The sequence below is a fragment of the Streptococcus parasanguinis genome (assembly GCF_009717775.1).
In the GTDB taxonomy this organism is placed as follows: Bacteria; Bacillota; Bacilli; order Lactobacillales; family Streptococcaceae; genus Streptococcus; species Streptococcus parasanguinis_AG.
In genome coordinates this window covers 1-21,832 of record NZ_WMZF01000002.1, presented here as the reverse complement: position 1 = coordinate 21,832, position 21,832 = coordinate 1, and the positions used below count along the sequence as shown (strand labels likewise).

The window sequence follows — 21,832 nt, the reverse complement described above, 5'->3', positions numbered from 1 at the left end:
TGTGTTTGTTTTCAAAAATATAGTACAGTATCACAGAGGATTTGAAACTGTATTACAAAAGAATCTGTTGTTTTTCGCAATTCGCCTTTGTGTAACCGATTTCTGTATGGTATACTACTATTGTAAGTGCAACAGATATAGTTGCTAGAAAGACAATAGAGGAAAATAAAAATGGTTGTTAAAACAGTCGTTGAAGCACAAGATATTTTTGACAAAGCCTGGGAAGGCTTCAAAGGTGAAGATTGGAAAGAAAAAGCAAGCGTTTCTCGCTTCGTTCAAGCTAACTACACACCATATGATGGAGATGAAAGCTTCCTAGCTGGTCCAACTGAACGTTCTCTTCACATCAAAAAAATTGTTGAAGAAACAAAAGCTCATTATGAAGAAACTCGTTTCCCATACGATAACCGTCCAACATCTATCGCTGATATCGCAGCTGGATATATCGACAAAGAAAACGAAGTCATCTTCGGTATCCAAAATGATGAATTGTTCAAATTGAACTTCATGCCTCGTGGTGGTATCCGTATGGCGGAAACTACTTTGAAAGAAAATGGATACGAACCAGATCCTGCAGTTCATGAAATCTTCACAAAATACGTTACAACTGTAAACGACGGTATCTTCCGCGCTTACACTTCTAACATCCGTCGTGCTCGTCACGCTCACACTGTAACTGGTCTTCCAGATGCTTACTCTCGTGGACGTATCATCGGGGTTTATGCTCGTTTGGCTCTTTATGGTGCTGACTACTTGATGGCTGAAAAAGCAAACGACTGGAACTCTATTACTGAAATCGATGAAGAATCAATCCGTCTTCGTGAAGAAGTAAACCTTCAATACCAAGCACTTCAAGAAGTTGTTAAATTGGGTGACCTTTATGGTGTAGACGTACGTCGTCCTGCCTTCGATACAAAAGAAGCGATCCAATGGACAAACATCGCCTTCATGGCTGTCTGCCGTGTGATCAACGGTGCTGCTACTTCTCTTGGACGTGTGCCAATCGTTTTGGATATCTACGCTGAACGTGACTTGGCTCGTGGTACATTTACTGAATCAGAAATCCAAGAATTCGTTGACGATTTCGTTATGAAATTGCGTACTGTTAAATTTGCTCGTACAAAAGCTTACGACCAATTGTACTCAGGTGACCCAACCTTCATCACAACTTCTATGGCTGGTATGGGTAACGACGGACGTCACCGTGTTACTAAGATGGACTACCGTTTCTTGAACACTTTGGACAACATCGGTAACTCTCCAGAACCAAACTTGACAGTTCTTTGGACTGACAAATTGCCATATAGCTTCCGTCGCTACTGTATGCACATGAGCCACAAACACTCTTCTATCCAATACGAAGGTGTAACAACAATGGCCAAAGACGGATACGGTGAAATGAGCTGTATCTCATGTTGTGTATCTCCACTTGACCCAGAAAACGAAGAACAACGCCACAACATCCAATACTTCGGTGCTCGTGTTAACGTGCTTAAAGCTCTTCTTACTGGTTTGAACGGTGGTTACGACGATGTTCATAAAGACTACAAAGTATTTGACATCGATCCAATCCGTGACGAAGTTCTTGAATTCGAATCTGTTAAAGCAAACTTCGAAAAATCTCTTGACTGGTTGACAGACACTTACGTAGATGCTTTGAACATCATCCACTACATGACTGATAAGTACAACTACGAAGCAGTTCAAATGGCCTTCTTGCCAACTCACCAACGCGCAAACATGGGATTCGGTATCTGTGGATTTGCCAACACTGTTGATACATTGTCAGCAATCAAATACGCTACTGTTAAACCAATCCGTGACGAAGATGGCTACATCTACGACTACGAAACAATCGGTGAATACCCACGTTGGGGTGAAGATGACCCACGTTCTAACGAATTGGCAGAATGGTTGATCGAAGCTTACACTACTCGTCTTCGCAGCCACAAACTTTACAAGAACGCTGAAGCTACAGTTTCACTTCTTACCATCACTTCTAACGTTGCTTACTCTAAACAAACTGGTAACTCACCAGTCCACAAAGGGGTATACCTCAACGAAGATGGTTCTGTGAACTTGTCTAAATTGGAATTCTTCTCACCAGGTGCTAACCCATCTAACAAAGCGAAAGGTGGATGGTTGCAAAACTTGAACTCACTTGCTAGCCTTGACTTTGGTTATGCAGCTGACGGTATCTCACTCACTACTCAAGTTTCACCACGTGCTCTTGGTAAAACTCGTGACGAACAAGTTGATAACTTGGTAACCATCCTTGATGGATACTTCGAAAACGGTGGACAACACGTTAACTTGAACGTTATGGACTTGAACGATGTTTACGAAAAGATCATGTCAGGTGAAGACGTCATCGTTCGTATCTCTGGATACTGTGTAAACACTAAATACCTCACTCCAGAACAAAAAACTGAATTGACACAACGTGTCTTCCACGAAGTTCTTTCAATGGATGATGCCTTGAACTAAGATTCAAATAGATCTTAAAAAACCAGTCGGAAACGGCTGGTTTTTTTCATCCCCATCGCAAGAGTATTCTGAATTTTGAAAGAGTTTAAGAGCTTACTATATAGGGTTTGACAGCGCTTTCTCCAAGTGTTATAGTAGAGCTGTAAATAAGATAGAAGGGGTGATCCTATGTTTTTAACATTTATTTTCGCTATTATTTGGCTCTTTATCCTGATTGCACTGATCTTTTTAGCAACCCTTCTCGTCCAGGATAGCACCGTGCAGCACCACCACCTGAGTTAACGAATGATAAACCTAAACAATAGCTATTCTAAATGAATTTAGAAAGGATAAGAAACAAACTAGAATTGTCAGATTTTAGTTCTGTCTCTCGTCCTTTTTTGCTATAATAGAAACAGATTATTTAGTAAGAAGGATATTATGGAAGAGTCAAAACTGATCAACCAAGTGATCGACGTCCTGATGTTAGCTGGAACCCTCCTGATAGAGAGCGGTTCTGAGATTCACCGGGTCGAAGATACCATGATCCGAATCGCCCATTCACAGGGAATCGTCGATTGCAATGTTTTAGCGATGCCAGTCGCTATTTTCTTTTCAATTGAGAATGCCAATGTCACGCGCATGAAACGGATCTTGCGGACCAATTACAATATCGAAAAGGTCTGTGATGTCAATCAGATCTCTCGTCAACTCGTCTCTGGAGAGATCGATCTCGAGCAAGCCTACCAAGCCCTGAGCGAGTTGAAAATGAAGCGAGTTCCTTATACCAATCTTCAGTTGACCATTGCGGCAACCCTCAGTGCTCCTTTCTTCTCCATCATGTTTGGAGGAAATTTCTATGATGCGATTGGAGCGGGTATTGCGACTGTCTTTGCCTTTGCTTTTTCTCTTGTCGTTGAGAAATACGTTCGCATTCCTTTTGCCACTGCCTTTGCGGCCGCCTTTGTCTTTGGTTTTTTGGCCCATATCTGGACGCGCTATAGTGGTTTTCCTTCCAATACCGATCTCATTATCGCAGGCTGTGTCATGCCCTTCGTTCCTGGAATCGCTATGACCAATGCCGTCCGAGATCTGATGAATTACCACCTCAATTCTGGGATGAGCAAACTCTTTGAGACTCTCCTCATTACTCTTGCACTTGGTGCCGGTACAACGGTCGCCCTCGTCCTTATGAAATAAAATGATGAACCTAACTGAATTTTTAATCCAAGCGGTGGCCAGTTTGATTGCCATCATCACCTTTTTAATCGTCCTAAATGTGCAGCGCTCCATGTTGATTCCTGGAGGAATCCTCGGTATGGGCATCTGGCTACTTTACTATATCCTGAAAGGGCCTACCAATGTCATCGTTGCAACCTTTATCGCAGCCATTGTCGGCTCCTGTATCAGTCAGATTTTAAGTATTATTCTCAAGACGCCTGTCGTGGTCTTTATGTTGTCCATTCTAGCCCCATTGGTTCCTGGATATATTTCCTATCGAACCACTTCCTTCTTTGTCAGTGGGCAATATCGCCAGGCAGTAACCAGCGTGACACTGGTGGTTATTCTGGCCTTGGTGATCTCCATCGGGATGGCTAGCGGCTCCGTTGTCTTGAAACTCTACCATTCTTACCAACGCCATCAAAAAAGAAAAATGACCAATGCCAACTAGCATTGGTTTTTCAAAACTTATCTATGTAATCGCTTGTATTTTTGTTTAAAAGTAGTACAATGATAGTGAAATAACAAATCCTTTAAAGGATGCGAGGTGCTGTAGGATGGTAAACAAGTATATCAAGTATCTTCCTTGGATGATCCTAGGAGCCTTCCCCTCCTATCAATCAGCGACTTACTATGCCCGTAATTCATTTGACTTGTTCTATCTGACCTTGAACTTTCTGATTGTGTACATCGCTTTAATCGTCTTCTACGAAAAAGTTCTAAGAGACAAATGCAAAGAACTCTTCATACGAATCATGAGCAATCCTAAAAAAGATAAGCAAGGATAAGAGTTGAAAAGTCATCTAAGGATGGCTTTTTTTATAGATTTTCTATTTTTTCTATGAAACATTGCAAAATCGGTCCCGAGAATGATTTCCTTGCTGATCTAGCTTTTTCAAGGGAGTTTTACCCTTAAATATGGTAAAATAGTAACGAAATATACTAGTAGATATCAAATAAAAAAGAGGTTAAGAATGACAATTGGGATTGATAAGATTGGTTTTGCGACGAGTCCTTATGTCTTGCGTTTAAAAGATTTGGCTGCTGCTCGTGATACTGATCCCGAAAAACTGAGCAAGGGTCTTCTCTTAAAAGAACAAAGTGTTGCACCGATCACAGAAGACATCGTCACATTGGCTGCTACTGCAGCAGATGATATTTTAACAGACGAAGATAAAGAAGCGATCGACATGGTGATTCTTGCGACAGAATCTGGAATTGACCAGAGTAAGGCTGCTGCTGTGTTTGTCCATGGCTTACTAGATATCCAGCCTTTCGCCCGCTCTTTTGAGATGAAAGAAGCCTGCTATGCTGCGACTGCTGCCTTGGATTATGCTAAACTCCATGTTGAAAAATTTCCACAGAGTAAGGTTTTGGTCATTGCCAGTGACATTGCTAAATACGGAATTGGAACTCCTGGAGAACCAACACAGGGGGCTGGAGCGGTTGCTATGCTGATCAGCCAAAATCCTCGTATTCTATCTTTTAACGATGATAATGTTGCCCAAACACGCGATGTCATGGATTTTTGGCGTCCAAATTATGCGACAACTCCCTTCGTGAATGGGATTTATTCAACGCAACAATATCTAGATTCTCTGAAAACAACCTGGGCGGAATACCAGAAACGGACTGGCCTTACCTTGACAGACTTTGCGTCCGTCTGCTTCCATTTACCTTATCCAAAATTAGCTCTCAAGGGCTTGAAAAAAATCTTGGATAAGTCATTATCAGAAGAGAAAAAAGATCAATTACAATACAACTTTGATCAATCGATTCTATACAGCCAACGCGTGGGAAATATCTACACTGGATCTCTTTTCCTAGGCTTGCTATCACTACTGGAAAATGACCCCCAACTCAAAGCTGGGGACCGAATCGCCCTCTTTAGCTATGGAAGTGGAGCGGTTTCTGAGATCTTTAGTGCTAACCTTGTTCCTGGTTTTGAGCAACTCTTAGATCACAAACGCATGGAAAAACTGGACCAACGTACGGTTCTTAGTGTTGCTGACTACGAACGACTCTTTTATGAGGAAGTAGATCTAGATCCTAGTGGCAATCAAGTGTTTGAGCCTGCTACGCATCAAACTTTTGCTTTGACAGAGATCAAGGAACACCAACGCACTTACCAGAAAGTAGAAAAATAATGGCACGATTACCAGGTTTTGCAAAACTTTCTCCCACAGAACGCATAGAGGCCTTACTGAAGGAAGGCCTCTTAACTTGGGATGAAGCACAGATCTTAAAAGAACAAAAGGGACTTCCCCTTTCTATTGCAGATCAATTGACAGAAAATGTCTTGTCGACTTTTGACTTGCCTTTTAGCCTCGCTCCTTATTTCCTGATCAATGGTCGTGACTATGTACTTCCCATGGTCACAGAAGAGCCTTCCGTGGTTGCGGCTGCCAGCTTTGCAGCCAAGCTCATCCAACGTTCAGACGGCTTCACCACCCAGGTGCACCAGCGCCAAATGATCGGAGAGATTGCTCTGACGGAGGTTGAAGACGTGGAAGTTGCTAGCAAGCGCATCCTAGAAGACAAGGAAACCCTTCTTCAGTTGGCTAATAAAGCCTATCCTTCTATCGTTAAGCGTGGAGGTGGAGCGAGAGATCTTTGGGTCGAAAACAAGGGGGACTTTCTTATTGTCTACTTGGCTGTCGATCCTAAAGAAGCCATGGGAGCCAATATGCTCAATACCATGTTAGAAGCTCTGACTGATCGCATCCAGGAACTCTCTGGTGGTCAGGCCTTGATGGCAATTTTATCCAACTTGGCCACTCGCTCTTTGGTGAGTGCAAGGTGTGCCATCGATTTTAAAGCACTGAGTCGAAATCCTGAGGAAGCCATTGAGATTGCCCACCGGATGGAGCTAGCTAGCCAACTAGCCCAAGTGGATCCTTACCGTGCAGCCACTCATAACAAGGGAATTTTTAATGGGATTGATGCCCTGGTCCTTGCAACAGGCAATGACTGGCGGGCCATCGAAGCAGGAGCCCATGCCTATGCTGCACAAAATGGTTCTTACAAGGGTTTGAGTCACTGGACAAGTCAGCCGGAAGAGAAAAAACTCTATGGAGAGATCACCCTACCAATGCCGGTTGCGACAAAAGGAGGCTCGATTGGCCTCAACCCAACGGTTCAAGTCAGCCACCGTTTGCTAGGAGAGCCTTCTGCTATTGAATTAGCAGGTATCATTGCTTCGCTCGGTTTGGCGCAGAATTTCGCGGCCCTCAAAGCCCTTGTCACCACAGGAATTCAAGCAGGACATATGAAACTCCAAGCACGCTCCCTAGCCCTTCTAGCAGGTGCTAAAGAAGAGGAAGTTCCCCGATTGGTCAGCCAACTCCTTGAAAACAAACCCTTTAACTTAGAGAAGGCACAAACACTCTTACAAGAATTGAGAAAATAAAGAACTAAGACAAGGTTTTCGTTTTCAGATTGAAGACAAAGTCATTTTTGAAACTTTCCTTAGGTGAGTACGGACGTCAGCGAACTTCGAAGAAGTTCCATGACCTAGTTTTGAACCTAAAGTTTCAAAACTCCCGAGTGCTAGAAACAATCCTATTTCTAGCACTTTTCTCACTGCGGAAAGTTTCAGTGTATGTTTGAATGAGCCTATTGGTATGTGTCAGTTTTAATTATTCTGCATCACTTAGCTTGTTTTATGTAAAAAACAGTTTGTATACATTAAAAGAACTAAGACCCACGTCTTAGTTCTTTTGTGTTTGAAAAAAATTTCTTATTGTTTTAAAAATGGCAGATCAGGCTTTTTCTTGGTATAGAGCACCACTTCGATAAAGGTCCCTACTTGGACGGCAAAGAGCAGTCCGACGAGAAGATTAATCCGATGGTCTGTTTCATAAAACGGAGAGTTCCATAAGAAGTGATTGGCTACTGTTGAGAGAACACACCAGAGCCCAAAAAGTTTTTCCTTTTGCTGGGTCACTTGAGACAACAAGAGGAAGACACCAACTGATACAACAGCTGTATAGAGGGCATGTGAAGCTAATCCACCAGAGATCCGGTTGATGGCCTCAGTGACAGCGGCTAATTGGCTGGTTTTGGTTTGGCGGGCAACATACCCTAAATCCTCAATGATTTGAAAACCAAAGCCAGAGCCCAAGCCTGCAATTAGAATCGCTTTTAGATCTTTCTTGCCAACCATCAAGACAACCCAAAAGGCAACTAGAGCCTTAAAGAATTCCTCTGAAAATGGGGCCGTCAAGGCATCGGTCCACTTGTTAAAGACAGTGGCATCCTTGATCACATGGCTATTCATAATATCAATCAAGCTATTGCCTGAAAAGCTCAACCAGCCTGCTATGAAGGCTCCTCCAAACATGGCAATCCATAAGAGATAGGTTGGGACAGTCAACTGCTTGGCCAATCGTTTTGAAAAGAGATAGAGCGGGATAATAATAGCAGCTAAAACAGACAAGTTTAAGACCAAGTCTCTGCCTGCAGACTGGCTAAATTCTTGTTGAGAAAGATGACCGAGTTCAAACTCCAAGCCAATTCCTGCAAACAGTAGAAAAAGATAGATCGAGGCTCTTTGAATTTTAGTCATCTTGTTTTCCTCCCTTTTGTTTCTTTGAGCGAATCAAGTAGATCACAATCGCTAGAAGGGTTGCTCCGAACAAGCCTGCTGCTAAAATGTAATCATAGTCAAAATCAACGAGATCAATCTTTTCTTCATAAGCAGCATCTTCTTCGTCATCTAGATCCTGCAGGGCACTTTTTCCGTGTTCATCTGCTACCTTTTGTTCTGCTTCTTTTCTGATTTCTTGCAAGCGTTCGAAGGTTTTCTCAGCTCTCGCCAAGCTTTCCTCTGTTGCCTTCTTACTAGCTTCTTCAGGCTGAGAAGCAAGGGCGATTTGTTCCTGATCACTCAGATCTTGTTCGACCATCCACTGAGACTCCAATCGTTCCATTTCAGTACGAATCGCCCCATCTTCGAATAAATCTGGATACTTGGCCACAAGGTCATTGATTCTTGAAATGGTCCAATACCAAGAGCGATCATTGTAATGATCCCCTAATTCTTGGTAGGCTTGATAGGTGTTGAGAATATTGCCATAGTAGGGTAGGTATGGAGCATTTCGTGGACTACCCATCGACAGCCACATGGTGCCTCCACCTGCACTTGCTGGGACATCATCTTTCAGTTGGAAAATATGGGCCTCCATGACATTTGGATTGGAAATAGGGTATTTATAAACCGCATCAAACTCTCCTTTTTTCGGAATGCCTTTTCCATCCAACTCCATTTGATCCTGTGGTTTATATTTGGTTCCTTCCAAACGATTGCGTTGGAGATTCATGGCATCGCGGAGGGTTAATTTTCGATCGGTTGTATGAAGAAGGTCAAAGGACGCATCGTCATATTTAACAGGAGAGCTTGGGTCTAGCGATTTGATTCCCGACCAAACCCGAGAGCGATCTGCTTCTTGCAAAGGCGGATTATAGGATTGAGAAACGTGGAATTTTTCATCCACTTCCTTATAGCTATTGGCTTTTTTGGCGACTTTTTCAAGATCTTTTGAAGCGATCGTGCGTTCGGTATCTGATAGATCGACATGCCCTAAGAAGAAGGTATTTGGAAAGACCGCAAATCGATCCTCTGGGAAGAGAATCGCTGCATATTGATGGCCAGATAGGATTTCCATATACCAGACGCCTTCTTTATCGGCAATGGTCACAATATTTCCTTCTGCAGCGCCTTTTTCTTCGACGATCTTAGCAATGAGTTCAACCCCTTCTCTTGCGGTTTTCACACTAGGGAGAACGATACTGGTCAAGCCCGATTCTGCGAGGCCATCCTTGACGTAGGGATCCACTTTTTGGATCTTGTCATTTGCTGAAGCAGATACAGTGGCAGAAATGGAAACCCCATATTCATTGAATCCTGCTTCGTCAAAAATTCCCTGATCAGGGGTGACATCTGGAACCGCTGTATACTTATAGCTAATCTCTGGCAAGGGATATTGAAAACCGTTGGCAGCATCCTCAAAGATGGCTCCTTTTTTATTGTAGACACGCTCTCTGACCACAAAATTTTTATTATGGTTGGGCTCTAAATCTTCGGTACGACCTACCAAGGTCGAACCGTCGGCCGTCAGTTTCTTCCCGATGATGAACCCTGTACAAGCCTCAACAGGTTGAGCAATCAACAAAAGCGGAAGCAAGGCTGCTACAGCTGATCGAAAATAGTGCTTCTTCATCCTAAACTCCTTTTTAAAAATGTTTTTCCTTATTTAGTATACTCTTTTACAAGCCTATTTTGCAAGCGATTCCAGCAACCGTAAACGATTCGTAAACTATCAGAATTTTTGAGGAGAAAACTTTTTCAAAAAAAAGAAAAAATTGGCTTATTTTGTCAATCCTAAACGAATAGGAACTAATTTTTAAGTAAAATAAGTTAAGTGATTCTTCAAAGAACTATAAAAGAGTTCTAATTTTCAAAATGAATCATAATATACGAAAACTTTCCGCCGTGAGAAAAGTGCCTGAAACGTTTTTGTTTCAGGCACTCGGGAGTTTTGAAACCTTAGGTTCAAAACTAAGTCATGGAACTTCGTAGAAGTTCGCTGACGTCCGTACTCACCTAAGGAAAGTTTCTAAAATGATTTTTCTTCATTTTTTCTGTTGCTGAGCTTGCCATAACTTTCCATAGAGGAGATAGTCGACTTCACGGACCTCTTTCAGGTTCTGACAACCGAGCGCACAAAGGAGCAATCTGAGGTCTTCTTTCCAGCCTTGGACAATGGCGATTACTTCTTCAATACTCTTAGTCTCTACCATCTCAAGAAAAACGCGGGAAAGTCCTACGCCACGTGCTCCAAGGGCCAAGGCCTTGACCATATCAAGAGGATGACGGATGCCCCCACTTGCGAGGACCTCAACCTGATCCATCTGATCCTGTAACTGTAAGAGACACTGCGCAGTTGATTGTCCCCAATCATCCAGATAAGCGCGATTGCCACCACGACGATTCTCAATATAGGCAAAACTAGTTCCACCACGACCAGAAATATCGACGGTTTTAATTCCAGCATCTAGCGCTGCCTGAACTGTTTTGGGATCCATACCAAAGCCAACTTCCTTCAGGACTACAGGCACTGGAAAGCCCTGCCCATAGCTCTTGAGATGGTCTTTCCAAGTGTGGAAAATCCGCTCCCCTTCGGGCATGAGTAACTCTTGCATCAGATTCACATGGACTTGAAGAAAGAGGGGTTGTAGCTCTTCCACTGTACGCAAACCCAAATCTGGCTCTTTATCGATGCCAATGTTGGTTGCTAAAAGAAGATGAGGGTGGACTTTTTTGACCGCATACGATTGATCGCTCGGATCCTTCAGCCCTGCACTGTAAGAGCCGGTCACAAAGAGAATCCCACAGGCTTCGGCTACCGCTGCCAACTTTTGATTGATCTCTTTGGCCCGTTTACTCCCGCCTGTCATGGCATTGATATAAAAAGGGACCTCCCAATCACGCCCTGCGAAATGGGTTGTCAAATCAATCTCCGCTAGATCCACAAGGGGGAGGGATCGGTGAATCAGCTCGATCTCATCAAAGCTATTATAGGAGGAGCTTTGCTCCAAGGCATAGCGAATATGCTGGTCTTTTCGATTTTCGCTCACGAATCTCCCATCCTTTCTTGGTAAATGACTTCAATATTCTTTTCCTTCCAGCGGTCTATCAAGGTCTGAGTCTCAACTGGGTCAAAACTAAGGGCGATTCCACAGTCGCCTCCTCCAGCACCACTAGATTTGGCACAGGCAGAAAGACCCTCTGTCGCTTCTTGCAGAACTTTCAGAGCTGGGGTATAGATCAAAGGGTTCAAAGACTTTAGGTTCTTATCGGCACGTTTGATACTGGTCTCAATTTCTTTTTGGTTCCCTTCACGGAGGCCTTTTTCAAGATTCTTCACTGCGCTCTGGCTCTCCTGAAGAAATTCTTCCTTGATCGCTCCCTTGACCTGACGGATCAAATCACTTGAAATCGCTGGTTCCTTGGTCCAACCAACCAGAAAATCATAAGCGATGGCTGGCTGGATCGAGCAGATCTGGTAGTCCCAATCCAGGTCTAAAACTTGTGACAGGGGCTGAGAAGTCAAGACTTCATGCAACCAAGCCCGATCAAAGGATTGGTAATAAATCAAGTCCTCGTAGGCAATACAAGCCAAATCGCCCATGGAACCATTGTCCCCTCTTTGCACCAAGACCACTGCTGCTAGTCGAAAGAGCAGGTCCGGATGTAGGTCTAGTTCATACAGAGCGGCCACGGCCTTGATCACGAGCAAGACCACACTTCCGCTGGAACCAATCCCATACTTTTTCCTCTCTTCGCCCAACGTCCCTCTTAGGTGAAGATCAAACGGTTTAGGGGCTATCCCCTGATCTTTCAGCCACTTTTCCATGAGCTGAATGGTCTCTTGAATCAAGGCGTAGTCCTTATTTGGGGTCAAATCCACCTGGTAACCAAAGAGATCTGAGACTAGCTGATAGCTTCTAGATTCTTGGATAGTAGCTGACAGATAAATGGGAATAAACTGAATCACGGCTCCATAGCCAGGCGTTAGCACTGCGTATTCTCCAGCTAGATAGAGCTTGCCTCCAGTCTGTACCTGATACTTAGTCTTCATCTTGAGGGTCCTTTGTCTTAGATACGATGGTCCGATAGCGGGCATCAAATAAAGGTACCAGCTGATCCAAGTCTTCTTCTAAACAGAGAACCTTAACATTCGGCCCTGCATCCATAGTAAAGTAACAAGCATGGCCTGCAGCGCGAAGCTCACGGACAAAGTCCATAGCTTTATGGCTTTCTTCTGTCAAGTAGCTAAAAGCTGGAGTGGCTGTTCTAGTCGTCGCATGCATAGCAAGGGCATTGCGCTCTGTCAGATGACCGACCCGTTCAAAATCATTGGCAACTAGATAGCCCAGCATGTCCTTATAATCTTGTCGAGACTCTTCGATCCATTCTTTGAAATTAGTCGAAGTCTCCATGCAGCGTTTCATCCCTTCGCGGCTGGAAACAGGCTTTTGCTTGTCATTGAGGACCAGCATGATCATCGCGAGTTTTAGGTCTGTTTGGACCTTATAAATTTCTCCACTTTCTTTGTCCCAGGCTGCTAAAGGGCCAAAGAAAGACCGCGAAGAAGAGCCCGAAGCAAACTTGGCTTTTTGAGCTAATTCCTCCTGGGTCAAGCCCAAATCATAGTACCGATTACAAGCCTTGACGAGAGCAGAGAGCCCGCTCGAGCTAGAGGACAAGCCTGCGGCGGTTGGCATGTTGTTGCTGGTATCCACCCGAACAAATCCTGCTTCATCTGCTGGCTTCAAGCCATCAATCACAGCTCCAATTTTGGCTTGCTCAGCTGGATTTTGGAATTCCCCATCGATGTAAAATTCATGCGCAGTCGCATCTGCTGGCAAGGGAGAGAGACTGGTCTCTGTATACATATTCTCTAAGGTCAACGAAATCGAACTGGTCGAAGGGACCATCTGTTTGGCATCTTCTTTTCCCCAGTATTTGATAATCGCGATATTGGCATATGACTTAGCCTTTACAGGTTTTCGATCCATGTATGGTGCGCTCCTTCTTTTTCTAATGCATGGGCAATGGTTTCTGCTTCACGAGAATCCTTGACGAGGGCAATCACACAGCCTCCAAGACCGCCCCCACTCATTTTAGCCCCTAAGGCCCCATTTTCAAGGGCAACGGCGACCAGGTGATCTGCTTCTTTACAGCTGACACCAACGGCTCTCAAGTGGTCATGACAAGCTGTAAGAGCCTGCCCAAGGCCAATGAGATCTTTTTCTTTCAGAGCCGCTTCTACCTGCTGGGTCAACTGACCAATCTCATGGAAATGGGACAAAACTTCCTGCCCTTTAGCTTCAACCTTTTGAATCGCCTCACGGGTATTGCCGTGAATCCCCGTATCCGCAATCACCAAACTCGCTTTTATACCCAGCTCCAGCGGGTAAAAGCCGACATTCCGGATGAATTTAATGGCTTGATCGCTCAGACAAGTCTTGGCATCCAGACCGCTTGGATTCATATGGGCAATGGTTTCTGCTCGATTGACCAGGATTTCTAAGGTCTCATCGTCCAGCTCCTCTTGATAATAGTCAAAAACTGCACGAATAGCTGCGATACTGACCGCCGCAGAGGACCCCATCCCCCGTTTTTCCGGTACCATAGACTGAATCCGACAGCGAATCCGGGCCTCACGAATCCCGAGGTGCTCAAGAGACACAAAAACCGCCATGGACAATGTGTCATCTTCAAACAAAATCCATGGACTGTCTGCCGGGATGATCTGGCAGATCACTTCGATATGATGGAGTGGCAGGGCAATAGCCGGATAACCATAAACCACCGCATGCTCTCCAATTAAGATAATTTTACTATGCGCCTTTCCGACGCCTATCTCTTTATGCATATTCATCTCGCTCTACTAAGGTCATTACTATTTTAATATAAATCAGCCAAAAAAGCGATGCTTTTGAAGGAAATCCAACCTAAGACGGAGTCCAAAAATGAATCACCCAGAAGAGCTCCTTCTTATGGACAGACAAGAAAAGGCCGGGATCCGTCATCCCAGCCATCCATTTCTATTTTTCACATTCTTGTTTGATCAAGTCCATCAAAGAGTTGCGGTCTAAGATCCATTGGGCCCGTTCGTCCTTCTCATAGGTCCGGTTAGACAAAAAGATCACAGCTTCCTGCCTCTTTCGATTGTACATGATGAAGGTTCCAGTATAGCCCGTATGATCCAACCAGTCACCCTCTAGATTCCATCCGAGAGCGCGGGTCTTGCCCTCTTCACGCGCAAAATTCTGAGACAAGTCACGCGCAAAATCATCCTTCAGATAATGCTCTAAGAAGCGCTCTAGATCAGCAACAGTTGAAAAAAGTCCAGCACTTCCCGCATGACAGCCCAATACTCTCGCTTTGGGATCATGAACACTTCCAGAAGCAAGGCCACGGACCGTTGGCACCGCCTTTTCGACCGGTCCAAACCGTGTCTCTGTCATCTTCCAAGGTGTAAAGATCAGCTCTTCAAATAAACGATCCAAGGGCTGGTGAAACCTGTCTTCTAACCAAAAGCCCAGCAGAAGAAAATTGACGTCGGTGTAATGAAAACTCTTGTCTTCTTTCAACTGCAAATTTTCAAGAGCTGTTTTCAACTGTCTCGCATCCAATTGATCCCGGTTGGGGATAAAAGGATCCAGCCCAGAAGTATGGGTCAAGAGTTCCCGGATGGTCGTCTTCTCATGAGCAAAACGCGGGTAAAACTCTTTAAAGGGACGATCGAGCGGAAGCTCCCCTTTCGCATACAAAAAAGCACAGATGGTAGCGACTCCGACGACCTTACTGACACTGGCCAAATCATAGACCAGGTCAGCCACTACTGACTCTCCTTTTTCAGGATCCGCTAGTCCCAGATAGTGCTCACTCCACTGACCCTTGCGGTAAAGCGCAAGAGAGGCACCTGGATAGATGCCTTCTTGGATTTGTTCGGTAATTTTTTCGATGATTGCATTCACGCTCATCACTCCATTCTTATTCTTCATAAGAAATATGGACCTGATCTTGATTGGCTTCAAACCAGAGTTCAATCTGGCTTGGATCCTTGGCAATCAAGAAAGTTCCCTTACGGTGCACAAAATCGACAGTTTCTCCCAAGCGTTCTTTCACGACTTCCACATCAAAAGATGCCAATTCGACCTTGATCATGCTCAAATCCCAAGTCACCTTGTTCTCCACTTGGAGATCTTCTCCTTGAGCTTCCTGCAAATGGATAAAGTGGGCCAAAGCTGGCAAGTTGCTATAGAACTTCTCAGCCTCAGCAAAATCGGCCACATTGACCTCAAGAAAGTCCACATCAAAGCTGGTCAAACCTTTGAAATCTTCTGGCACGTCAACAAGAGGCGCTTTCTCCAACGGTTCTAGGCTTTCAAGATTTTCTTCAGCATGCACGAAAATGGTATCTCCTTGAGGAGACACAACTTCAAAGGCGCGACCATTAGCTCCTTGGTAAAGGGCGCTTGTTTCTGGCTGGCGGGCCAACAAATAATCAATTTCTTGAGCTTGTGCCACTTTCACCACGATGCGACCCAATTTCTTTGGACCTTCGACCTTACGCGAACGCATACTCGGTGACTCTTCTAAGACAATTTTCTCTACTTTTGAGGCATCTCCTAAAGATAGGAGAGCTCCTTCTTCCACTAATACTTTCATTCCCAATGTCTCTTCATAAAAGCGTTGATTGACATTTCGGTTATTCACTTTCAAGACTGGGATCACTCTTACGATCTGATTTGCTGTCATACTTTCCTCCAAGCACTTTTTATTGTAAAAGATTTTCTGGCTTTTTACAAGAAATCTTGTGCAAAAAAGACAGATTTTTCAAAAATAAAAATCTGTCTTTCTTTTTTTAGTATACTGTTCGTGTATGGACCCGCCCGTTTGGAGCTTCAAATTCGTATTCTAAGTAATCCTGATAGGTCCCTGGTGCAATCACTCCACGCACATCTAATACAGCCGTTCCTGCCTGTCCCACAATGGAATCTGCTAACAGGCAGCAATTAGTAGACAGAACAAAGTAAGATTTAAAACGCGAAGAAGTAAATTTATATAGCTCAGCCCCTAAATCATATTTCAATTTGTAAGCGTAGGTCGGCTGACCGTCTTCCAGTAACCTCCTAGGTGGATCCCAAGGTTCTAACAACTGATCAATTTCAGCTAGACGCTTCTCTACTGCCTGATTCTCTTCTTCGGTAAGGGATAGGCTGTAGCCAAACAGCGTCTTTTGACTCTCTTTTTTACATAGTTCGATGTATGGTTCCTTATCCACTTTAAACAGTACGCCATCCCCAATCGTCCCAAATAGACGCTCTGAAAAGGGATCGTAACTTCCGTAAGAAATGACCTTCCCCTGATAACAAATATCTACATGCCCAATCGCTCCAAATAAGTTGCTGTCAGAAGTATGAACCAAAATTTCTAATTCCCTTGCCTCTTCTTCTTTTTTCACCAATCGATAAGGGCCTGTGTGTCCCGCCGAGCTCCCTTTTTGAAGAAACTGGTTAAACCGTTTTAACTCCTTAGCAGGGATAAAGGCTGCAAAGATAACCGGTAGGCTAATACGAAAGCGACGTTTTAACTCTTGGCCTTGTTGGTCTTTGTCAAATAAAATACCATCTCGAATATTAGAAATCCCCAACAAGACCAGATAAGCCCCCAAGAGGATAAATTGGAAGTGCCCATCTGAACCAGGTTCCAAGACAGTTGCTAGACCAAGCCCACCGTTTAAAAGCGCATCCCATAAATAGAGCCAGCCTCCTTTTACCCGATTGGCCTTATAAAGCCAAAATGTGATCCCATAGACAATGGCACTCCCCAACTGATATGCCCCTAAACAAATCACAACTAAGTTTACGGGCAGACTACTCAGTCGATTCAACCAGATCAACGCAAGTGAAAGAAAAATAAACCAAATAGAGTGGCTATAGGAAATAGACTTGCTACGTAACAAAAAGCGAAGAAGAAAGCTTCCTAGTCCATCAACTAAAAAGTAAATGGCTAATAGATCCAAGGAAAATTTGGTGAAACCAACGCCGTTTCGAAAAATGAGAATCCCAAAAATGACGGCAAGAACCCCAAACAATAAGGTCCGTCTTCTTGCAACTTGTTCAAAAGATATTTTTTTCAATATTCCTTCTCCTTATAGACGAAAGGTCTTTAGACAAATACTATTTTATCAAGTATAATATAAGAAGTAAAGAAAAAAGAAACTGATAAAAGGAGCAGTCTATGAAATACAATCAATATAGCTATCTATCTGTTGACCAAAAAGACATTCTTAAGGAACTAAAAGAAATTGGGTTTGACCTTCCCACCCACCTCCCAGAAAAAGAACTGTTTGAATGGTTTGTCCGCAAGGTTTACTTCACCTATAAAGATACAGATTATCCCCTCTCTAACCTAGTGGTGGATTCTAAAACAGACTTTTTAACGTATATCCAATCTGACTGCGAATGGTCTCCGAACATTTTTTACACAGTAGCCCTCCAATTACTCGGTTTCCGCTATTTTATTGATTTTGAAGATACGGATAGCTTCTTGAAAGAAGTCCAATTTCCGATTGAGTATGGAAACTTGGTAGAAAACCTCTATCACCTTCTCAATACTCGAACAGTAAAAGGAAATTTACTCATCGATCAGTTGGTCAGCGATGGCTTGATTCCTGAAGATAACCAGTATCACTATTTTAACGGCAAGAGCCTCGCAACCTTTACGAGCCATGATGCCATCCGCGAGGTCGTCTATGTGGAAAGTCGGGTCGATACCGACAAAGATGGTCTGCCAGACTTGGTCAAGGTCAGCATTATCCGTCCTCGCTATGAAGGCAAGATTCCAGCTGTTATGACCGCAAGTCCTTATCACCAAGGGACCAACGATAAGGCCAGCGACAAGGCCCTCTACAATATGAATGTCGACCTCGAGGTCAAAGAACCTCATACCATTCAAGTAGAAGTACCTCAATTAGAATTGGTGGATCCTGTCGGTTCAGCTGAGCTAGTCGATGAAGCTGAAGAAACTCTCACCCATATCAATTCCAGCTATACCCTCAACGACTACCTCCTTCCACGCGGCTACGCTAATCTCTACGTATCTGGAGTGGGGACAAAAGATTCGCAAGGCTTGATGACCAATGGAAATTACCAACAAATCGAAGCCTACAAGAACGTTATCGACTGGCTCAATGGCCGTTGCCGGGCCTTTACAGATCACACACGCAAACGCCAAGTCAAAGCTGATTGGTCTAATGGAAAGGTCGCAACCACCGGGATCTCTTACCTTGGAACCATGTCTAACGGCCTTGCGACCACAGGTGTGGACGGTCTTGAAGTCATCATTGCAGAGGCTGGGATCTCTTCTTGGTACAACTACTACCGCGAAAACGGCCTCGTGACAAGTCCTGGTGGCTATCCAGGTGAAGATTTCGATTCCCTTGCCGAATTGACCTACTCGCGCAACCTTCTAGGTGGAGACTATTTGCACCATAATGCAGCCCACCAAGCCGATCTAGACATCGTGAAAAAAGAGCTGGACCGCGCTTCTGGAGACTACAATCAATTCTGGCACGACCGCAATTATCTCTTACATGCTGATCAGGTGAAGGCTGAGGTGGTCTTCACTCATGGTTCGCAAGACTGGAACGTGAAACCTCTTCACGTCTTTAATATGTTCCAGGCTCTTCCAACAAGCATCAAGAAACACCTCTTCTATCACAATGGTGCCCATGTCTATCTCAACAACTGGCAATCCATTGACTTCCGCGAAAGCATGAACGCCCTCCTCTCTAAAAAATTGCTGGGCTACGATTTAAGCTATGAATTGCCTACTGTCATCTGGCAGGACAATACAGGAGAACAAAGTTGGACTTCCTTGGATGATTTTGGCAACCAAACAAATCAGCGGACCTTCTCCCTGGGAGACGACGAAAAAGTCATCCAAAACCGCTACGAGACAAAAGATTACGAGCGCTATGGCAAGGCTTATCCGACCTTCTTAACGGACCTCTACCAGGATAAGGCGCAACAGGTGACCATTGATCTTCCAATCGAAGAAGACCTACACCTCAATGGGAAAGCTCGCCTTCACCTGCGACTTTACTCCAGCACCAATAAAGGCCTGCTTTCAGCCCAACTCTTAGAGCTTGGAAGCAAGAAATACCTCCAACCCTATCCTGCTGTCTTGTCGGTCCGTACGCTGGATAACGGTCGCTATCATATGCTAGACAATTTGACTGAGTTGCCTTTCAAAGAAGCTGGCCAACGAGTCATTTCTAAAGGTTATCTCAACCTCCAAAATCGTCATGACCTCTTAGAGGTTGAGGCTGTGACGCCAGGCGAGTGGATGGAATTTGACTTTGATCTTCAACCAACCATCTACAAGCTCGAAAAAGGAGCGACCCTTCGCCTGGTCCTTTACACAACGGACTTTGAAATCACTGTGCGCGATCAAACCGATTACCAACTGACCATTGATTTAGCACAATCCAGCCTCCATCTTCCTGAAATGACAGAGACCCGCTAATCGTGGTCTCAAGGCTTGCCCTTACTCGGCTTCATTTGACAGCTTAGCCTACTTATGTTACTATCTAATAGAGTATTTCATAGAAAAAGATATTAGAGGAAGTTATGGCGATTGAAAAAACTGTCAGCGAAATTGCTGAAATTTTAGGAGTCAGCCGCCAGGCGGTCAATAACCGTGTCAAAGCGCTGGCTCCAGAAGATACACAAAAGAACGAAAAAGGGGTTACCGTTGTAACCCGTAGTGGCTTGATCAAGCTCGAAGAAATCTACAAAAAAACTATTTTTGAAGATGAGCCCGTCAGCGATGATGTGAAACAACGCGAATTGATGGAAATTTTGGTGGATGAAAAAAATGCTGAAATCGTCCGTCTCTACGAGCAACTCAAAGCTAAAGACGAGCAACTTGCTAAGAAAGATGAACAGTTGCGCGTAAAAGACGTTCAAATTGCTGAAAAAGACAAGCAATTGGACCAACAACAACAATTGACTTTACAAGCAATGAATGACCGCGATACCTTGAAACTTGAACTCGAACAAGCCAACGAAAAAGTTCAAGAGCAAGAAAGCAAAGGTTTCTGGGCACGCGTTTTCCGTCGATAATCCGGGGCTGGATCCTACCAGTCCCTTTTCTTTTCTACCACAGGAGATTTCCCATGAAAGCATTAGAAGATTATATCGCCTTTGATCTCGAATTTAACCAATACGAAGGGGCCTATCAGATCATCCAGGTATCTGCCGTACGTTTTACGAACGGTAAAGAAGTCGATCACTACGACTCCTACGTTTACACCGATAAGCCCCTAAAAAGCTTTATTAACGGCCTGACTGGCATTACCCAGGACAAGATCCAAAATGCCCCTCAACTCGAGCAGGTCCTCAGCGAATTCAAGGCCTTTGTAGGAGACCGGCCCTTGATCGGATACAATGCCAAAAAGAGCGACCTACCCATCCTACTTGAAAATGACTTGGATCTAGAAGACCAGTACGCTGTCGATGTCTTTGACGAGGCTTTCGAACGTCGTCCATCTGACCTCCACGGCATTAAAAATCTCCAACTCCACACCGTTGCAGAATTTTTGGGAGTCGCAGGAAAATCACACGATAGCTTAGAGGACGCCCGCATGACAGCTCTTGTCTACGAACAATTCCTCGAATTTGATCAAGGCCGCACCCTCCTTGAAGAGCAAGAGAGCTTCTCCACCAACCCCTTCGGAGGCTTGGACTTATCTGGATTTTTTGATGAATAAAAAAAGGCTCAAAACTGAGCAGTACTCCTAGAGTTAGATGTTTTCATATCTTTCTTTGGGGGTGCTTTTTATTTCATTTCTGTAAAGATTGACTAAAGTAAATTTTCATCCGACAGACAAATAGAGCATTTTCAAAGGCTTATCTTAAAATATTAGTTATTAAAGATTTAATCATTTCTAATTTTTTGAATATTCATTGACCAGACTTATTTTTAGATGTATAATGAGCATGTAAAATATATCACAAAGAATAATATGTAATAAGATTTAATGATTATATCTGATATTTCTCAATCATAGGGTTCTATTTTCTAGGAGAGATTTATGATTAATATCTTTAAATATCTTGATAAAAAAACAAAATACCTAACCATTATTGGAGCACTGGCAAATGGGGGTCTTGCATTAGGGCAACCTTTGGTTGTCGCCAAAGCATTATCAATAGATCAAAATAACCTTACCTATTCCTCTATTTGGAAATTTGCTCTCTTTGGTTTTTCTGTCTATTTCGCTTTGTATAGTCTAATGTTATTTTGTAATCATGCAAATAATGTCTTTCGACGTGAAATTCACATGAATATCCGAACAGCACTTTTTCAGAAGTTAATGGAAGACAGGAAATATAGTGAAGATGAAAAGATTACCATGCTGACACAGGATATGGAATTTTTAGGAGATAACTTTTTTGAACGCTATATGACTATTTCATGTTGGGGATTTGGAGCGCTGATTACGGCGATCTATATCATTGCCCAAAATGTTTTATTGGGTTCTATCTTTGTTTTCTTCAC

The 21,832-nt window shown here is 43.7% G+C and carries 18 protein-coding genes and 1 pseudogene; 10 read left to right on the top strand and 9 right to left on the bottom strand.

Translation table 11 applies throughout. The features are described 5' to 3' along the window. The first annotated feature begins 171 nt into the window (after positions 1–171). The 6 genes from pflB (at position 172) to GMC92_RS04300 (ending at position 7,096) form a co-directional block, all read left to right on the top strand. Entirely contained in the window at positions 172–2,487 is a 2,316-nt protein-coding gene (gene pflB, locus GMC92_RS04325) for a formate C-acetyltransferase (RefSeq protein WP_031575567.1), read from the top strand. A 420-nt stretch (positions 2,488–2,907) separates the two neighbouring features. After that, complete coding sequence (locus GMC92_RS04320) at positions 2,908–3,666, top strand: threonine/serine exporter family protein (RefSeq protein ID WP_031575570.1); 759 nt, start codon at positions 2,908–2,910, stop codon at positions 3,664–3,666. Positions 3,667–3,670: 4 nt separating this feature from the next. Next, positions 3,671–4,138 carry a threonine/serine exporter family protein gene (locus GMC92_RS04315; protein WP_003005049.1) on the top strand — a complete coding sequence of 156 codons (468 nt, stop codon included), beginning with the start codon at positions 3,671–3,673 and terminating at the stop codon, positions 4,136–4,138. A 106-nt stretch (positions 4,139–4,244) separates the two neighbouring features. Next, positions 4,245–4,475, top strand: coding sequence for a hypothetical protein (locus GMC92_RS04310; RefSeq protein ID WP_101770620.1), 231 nt, complete (start codon positions 4,245–4,247; stop codon positions 4,473–4,475). Between the two features lie 186 nt (positions 4,476–4,661). Beyond that, positions 4,662–5,834: a hydroxymethylglutaryl-CoA synthase gene (locus GMC92_RS04305; RefSeq protein WP_031576299.1), complete on the top strand. Its 1,173-nt coding sequence runs from the start codon at positions 4,662–4,664 to the stop codon at positions 5,832–5,834. Beyond that, complete coding sequence (locus GMC92_RS04300; RefSeq protein WP_031576301.1) at positions 5,834–7,096, top strand: hydroxymethylglutaryl-CoA reductase, degradative; 1,263 nt, start codon at positions 5,834–5,836, stop codon at positions 7,094–7,096. The genes GMC92_RS04305 and GMC92_RS04300 overlap by 1 nt, the downstream gene beginning before the upstream one ends. 330 nt (positions 7,097–7,426) lie before the next feature. Here GMC92_RS04300 and GMC92_RS04295 read toward each other — a convergent pair whose 3' ends face one another. The 9 genes from GMC92_RS04295 to GMC92_RS04255 all read right to left on the bottom strand — a co-directional run bounded on the left by GMC92_RS04295 (position 7,427) and on the right by GMC92_RS04255 (position 17,405). After that, positions 7,427–8,254, bottom strand: a complete 828-nt coding sequence (locus GMC92_RS04295) for a PrsW family glutamic-type intramembrane protease (protein ID WP_155124626.1) — start codon at positions 8,252–8,254, stop codon at positions 7,427–7,429. Continuing rightward, entirely contained in the window at positions 8,247–9,908 is a 1,662-nt protein-coding gene (locus GMC92_RS04290; RefSeq protein ID WP_045759881.1) for a C69 family dipeptidase, read from the bottom strand. The genes GMC92_RS04295 and GMC92_RS04290 overlap by 8 nt, the downstream gene beginning before the upstream one ends. Before the next feature lie 412 nt (positions 9,909–10,320). Further along, positions 10,321–11,325: a type 2 isopentenyl-diphosphate Delta-isomerase gene (fni, locus tag GMC92_RS04285; RefSeq protein WP_049483323.1), complete on the bottom strand. Its 1,005-nt coding sequence runs from the start codon at positions 11,323–11,325 to the stop codon at positions 10,321–10,323. Further along, entirely contained in the window at positions 11,322–12,329 is a 1,008-nt protein-coding gene (locus tag GMC92_RS04280; protein ID WP_023919165.1) for a phosphomevalonate kinase, read from the bottom strand. The genes fni and GMC92_RS04280 overlap by 4 nt, the downstream gene beginning before the upstream one ends. Then, the gene (gene mvaD, locus GMC92_RS04275) at positions 12,319–13,269 is read right to left on the bottom strand and encodes a diphosphomevalonate decarboxylase (protein WP_023919167.1); all 951 of its coding nucleotides are present in this window, start codon (positions 13,267–13,269) and stop codon (positions 12,319–12,321) included. The genes GMC92_RS04280 and mvaD overlap by 11 nt, the downstream gene beginning before the upstream one ends. Continuing rightward, the gene (gene mvk / locus GMC92_RS04270) at positions 13,251–14,129 is read right to left on the bottom strand and encodes a mevalonate kinase (protein WP_173019410.1); all 879 of its coding nucleotides are present in this window, start codon (positions 14,127–14,129) and stop codon (positions 13,251–13,253) included. Before mvk ends, mvaD begins: the two co-directional genes overlap by 19 nt. Positions 14,130–14,301: 172 nt before the next feature. After that, positions 14,302–15,243 (bottom strand): serine hydrolase domain-containing protein, encoded by a 942-nt coding sequence (locus GMC92_RS04265; RefSeq protein WP_037613944.1) that lies wholly within the window; start codon positions 15,241–15,243, stop codon positions 14,302–14,304. Positions 15,244–15,253: 10 nt separating this feature from the next. Continuing rightward, on the bottom strand, positions 15,254–16,021 hold the full coding sequence (locus tag GMC92_RS04260; protein WP_024055030.1) for a CppA N-terminal domain-containing protein: 768 nt from the start codon (positions 16,019–16,021) through the stop codon (positions 15,254–15,256). Between the two features lie 106 nt (positions 16,022–16,127). Beyond that, on the bottom strand, positions 16,128–17,405 hold the full coding sequence (locus GMC92_RS04255) for an HdeD family acid-resistance protein (protein ID WP_023919173.1): 1,278 nt from the start codon (positions 17,403–17,405) through the stop codon (positions 16,128–16,130). A gap of 101 nt (positions 17,406–17,506) precedes the next feature. Between GMC92_RS04255 and GMC92_RS04250 the strand changes: the two genes are divergently transcribed. From GMC92_RS04250 to GMC92_RS04235, 4 genes and pseudogenes are all read left to right on the top strand, one after another. Then, complete coding sequence (locus GMC92_RS04250; RefSeq protein ID WP_155199833.1) at positions 17,507–19,795, top strand: Xaa-Pro dipeptidyl-peptidase; 2,289 nt, start codon at positions 17,507–17,509, stop codon at positions 19,793–19,795. Between the two features lie 104 nt (positions 19,796–19,899). Then, the gene (locus GMC92_RS04245) at positions 19,900–20,394 is read left to right on the top strand and encodes a DUF536 domain-containing protein (RefSeq protein ID WP_003008835.1); all 495 of its coding nucleotides are present in this window, start codon (positions 19,900–19,902) and stop codon (positions 20,392–20,394) included. 53 nt (positions 20,395–20,447) lie between these two features. Then, entirely contained in the window at positions 20,448–21,041 is a 594-nt protein-coding gene (locus tag GMC92_RS04240) for a 3'-5' exonuclease (RefSeq protein ID WP_049483326.1), read from the top strand. Positions 21,042–21,365: 324 nt separating this feature from the next. Then, positions 21,366–21,832 (top strand): annotated as a pseudogene (locus GMC92_RS04235) (ATP-binding cassette domain-containing protein); the annotation flags it as partial.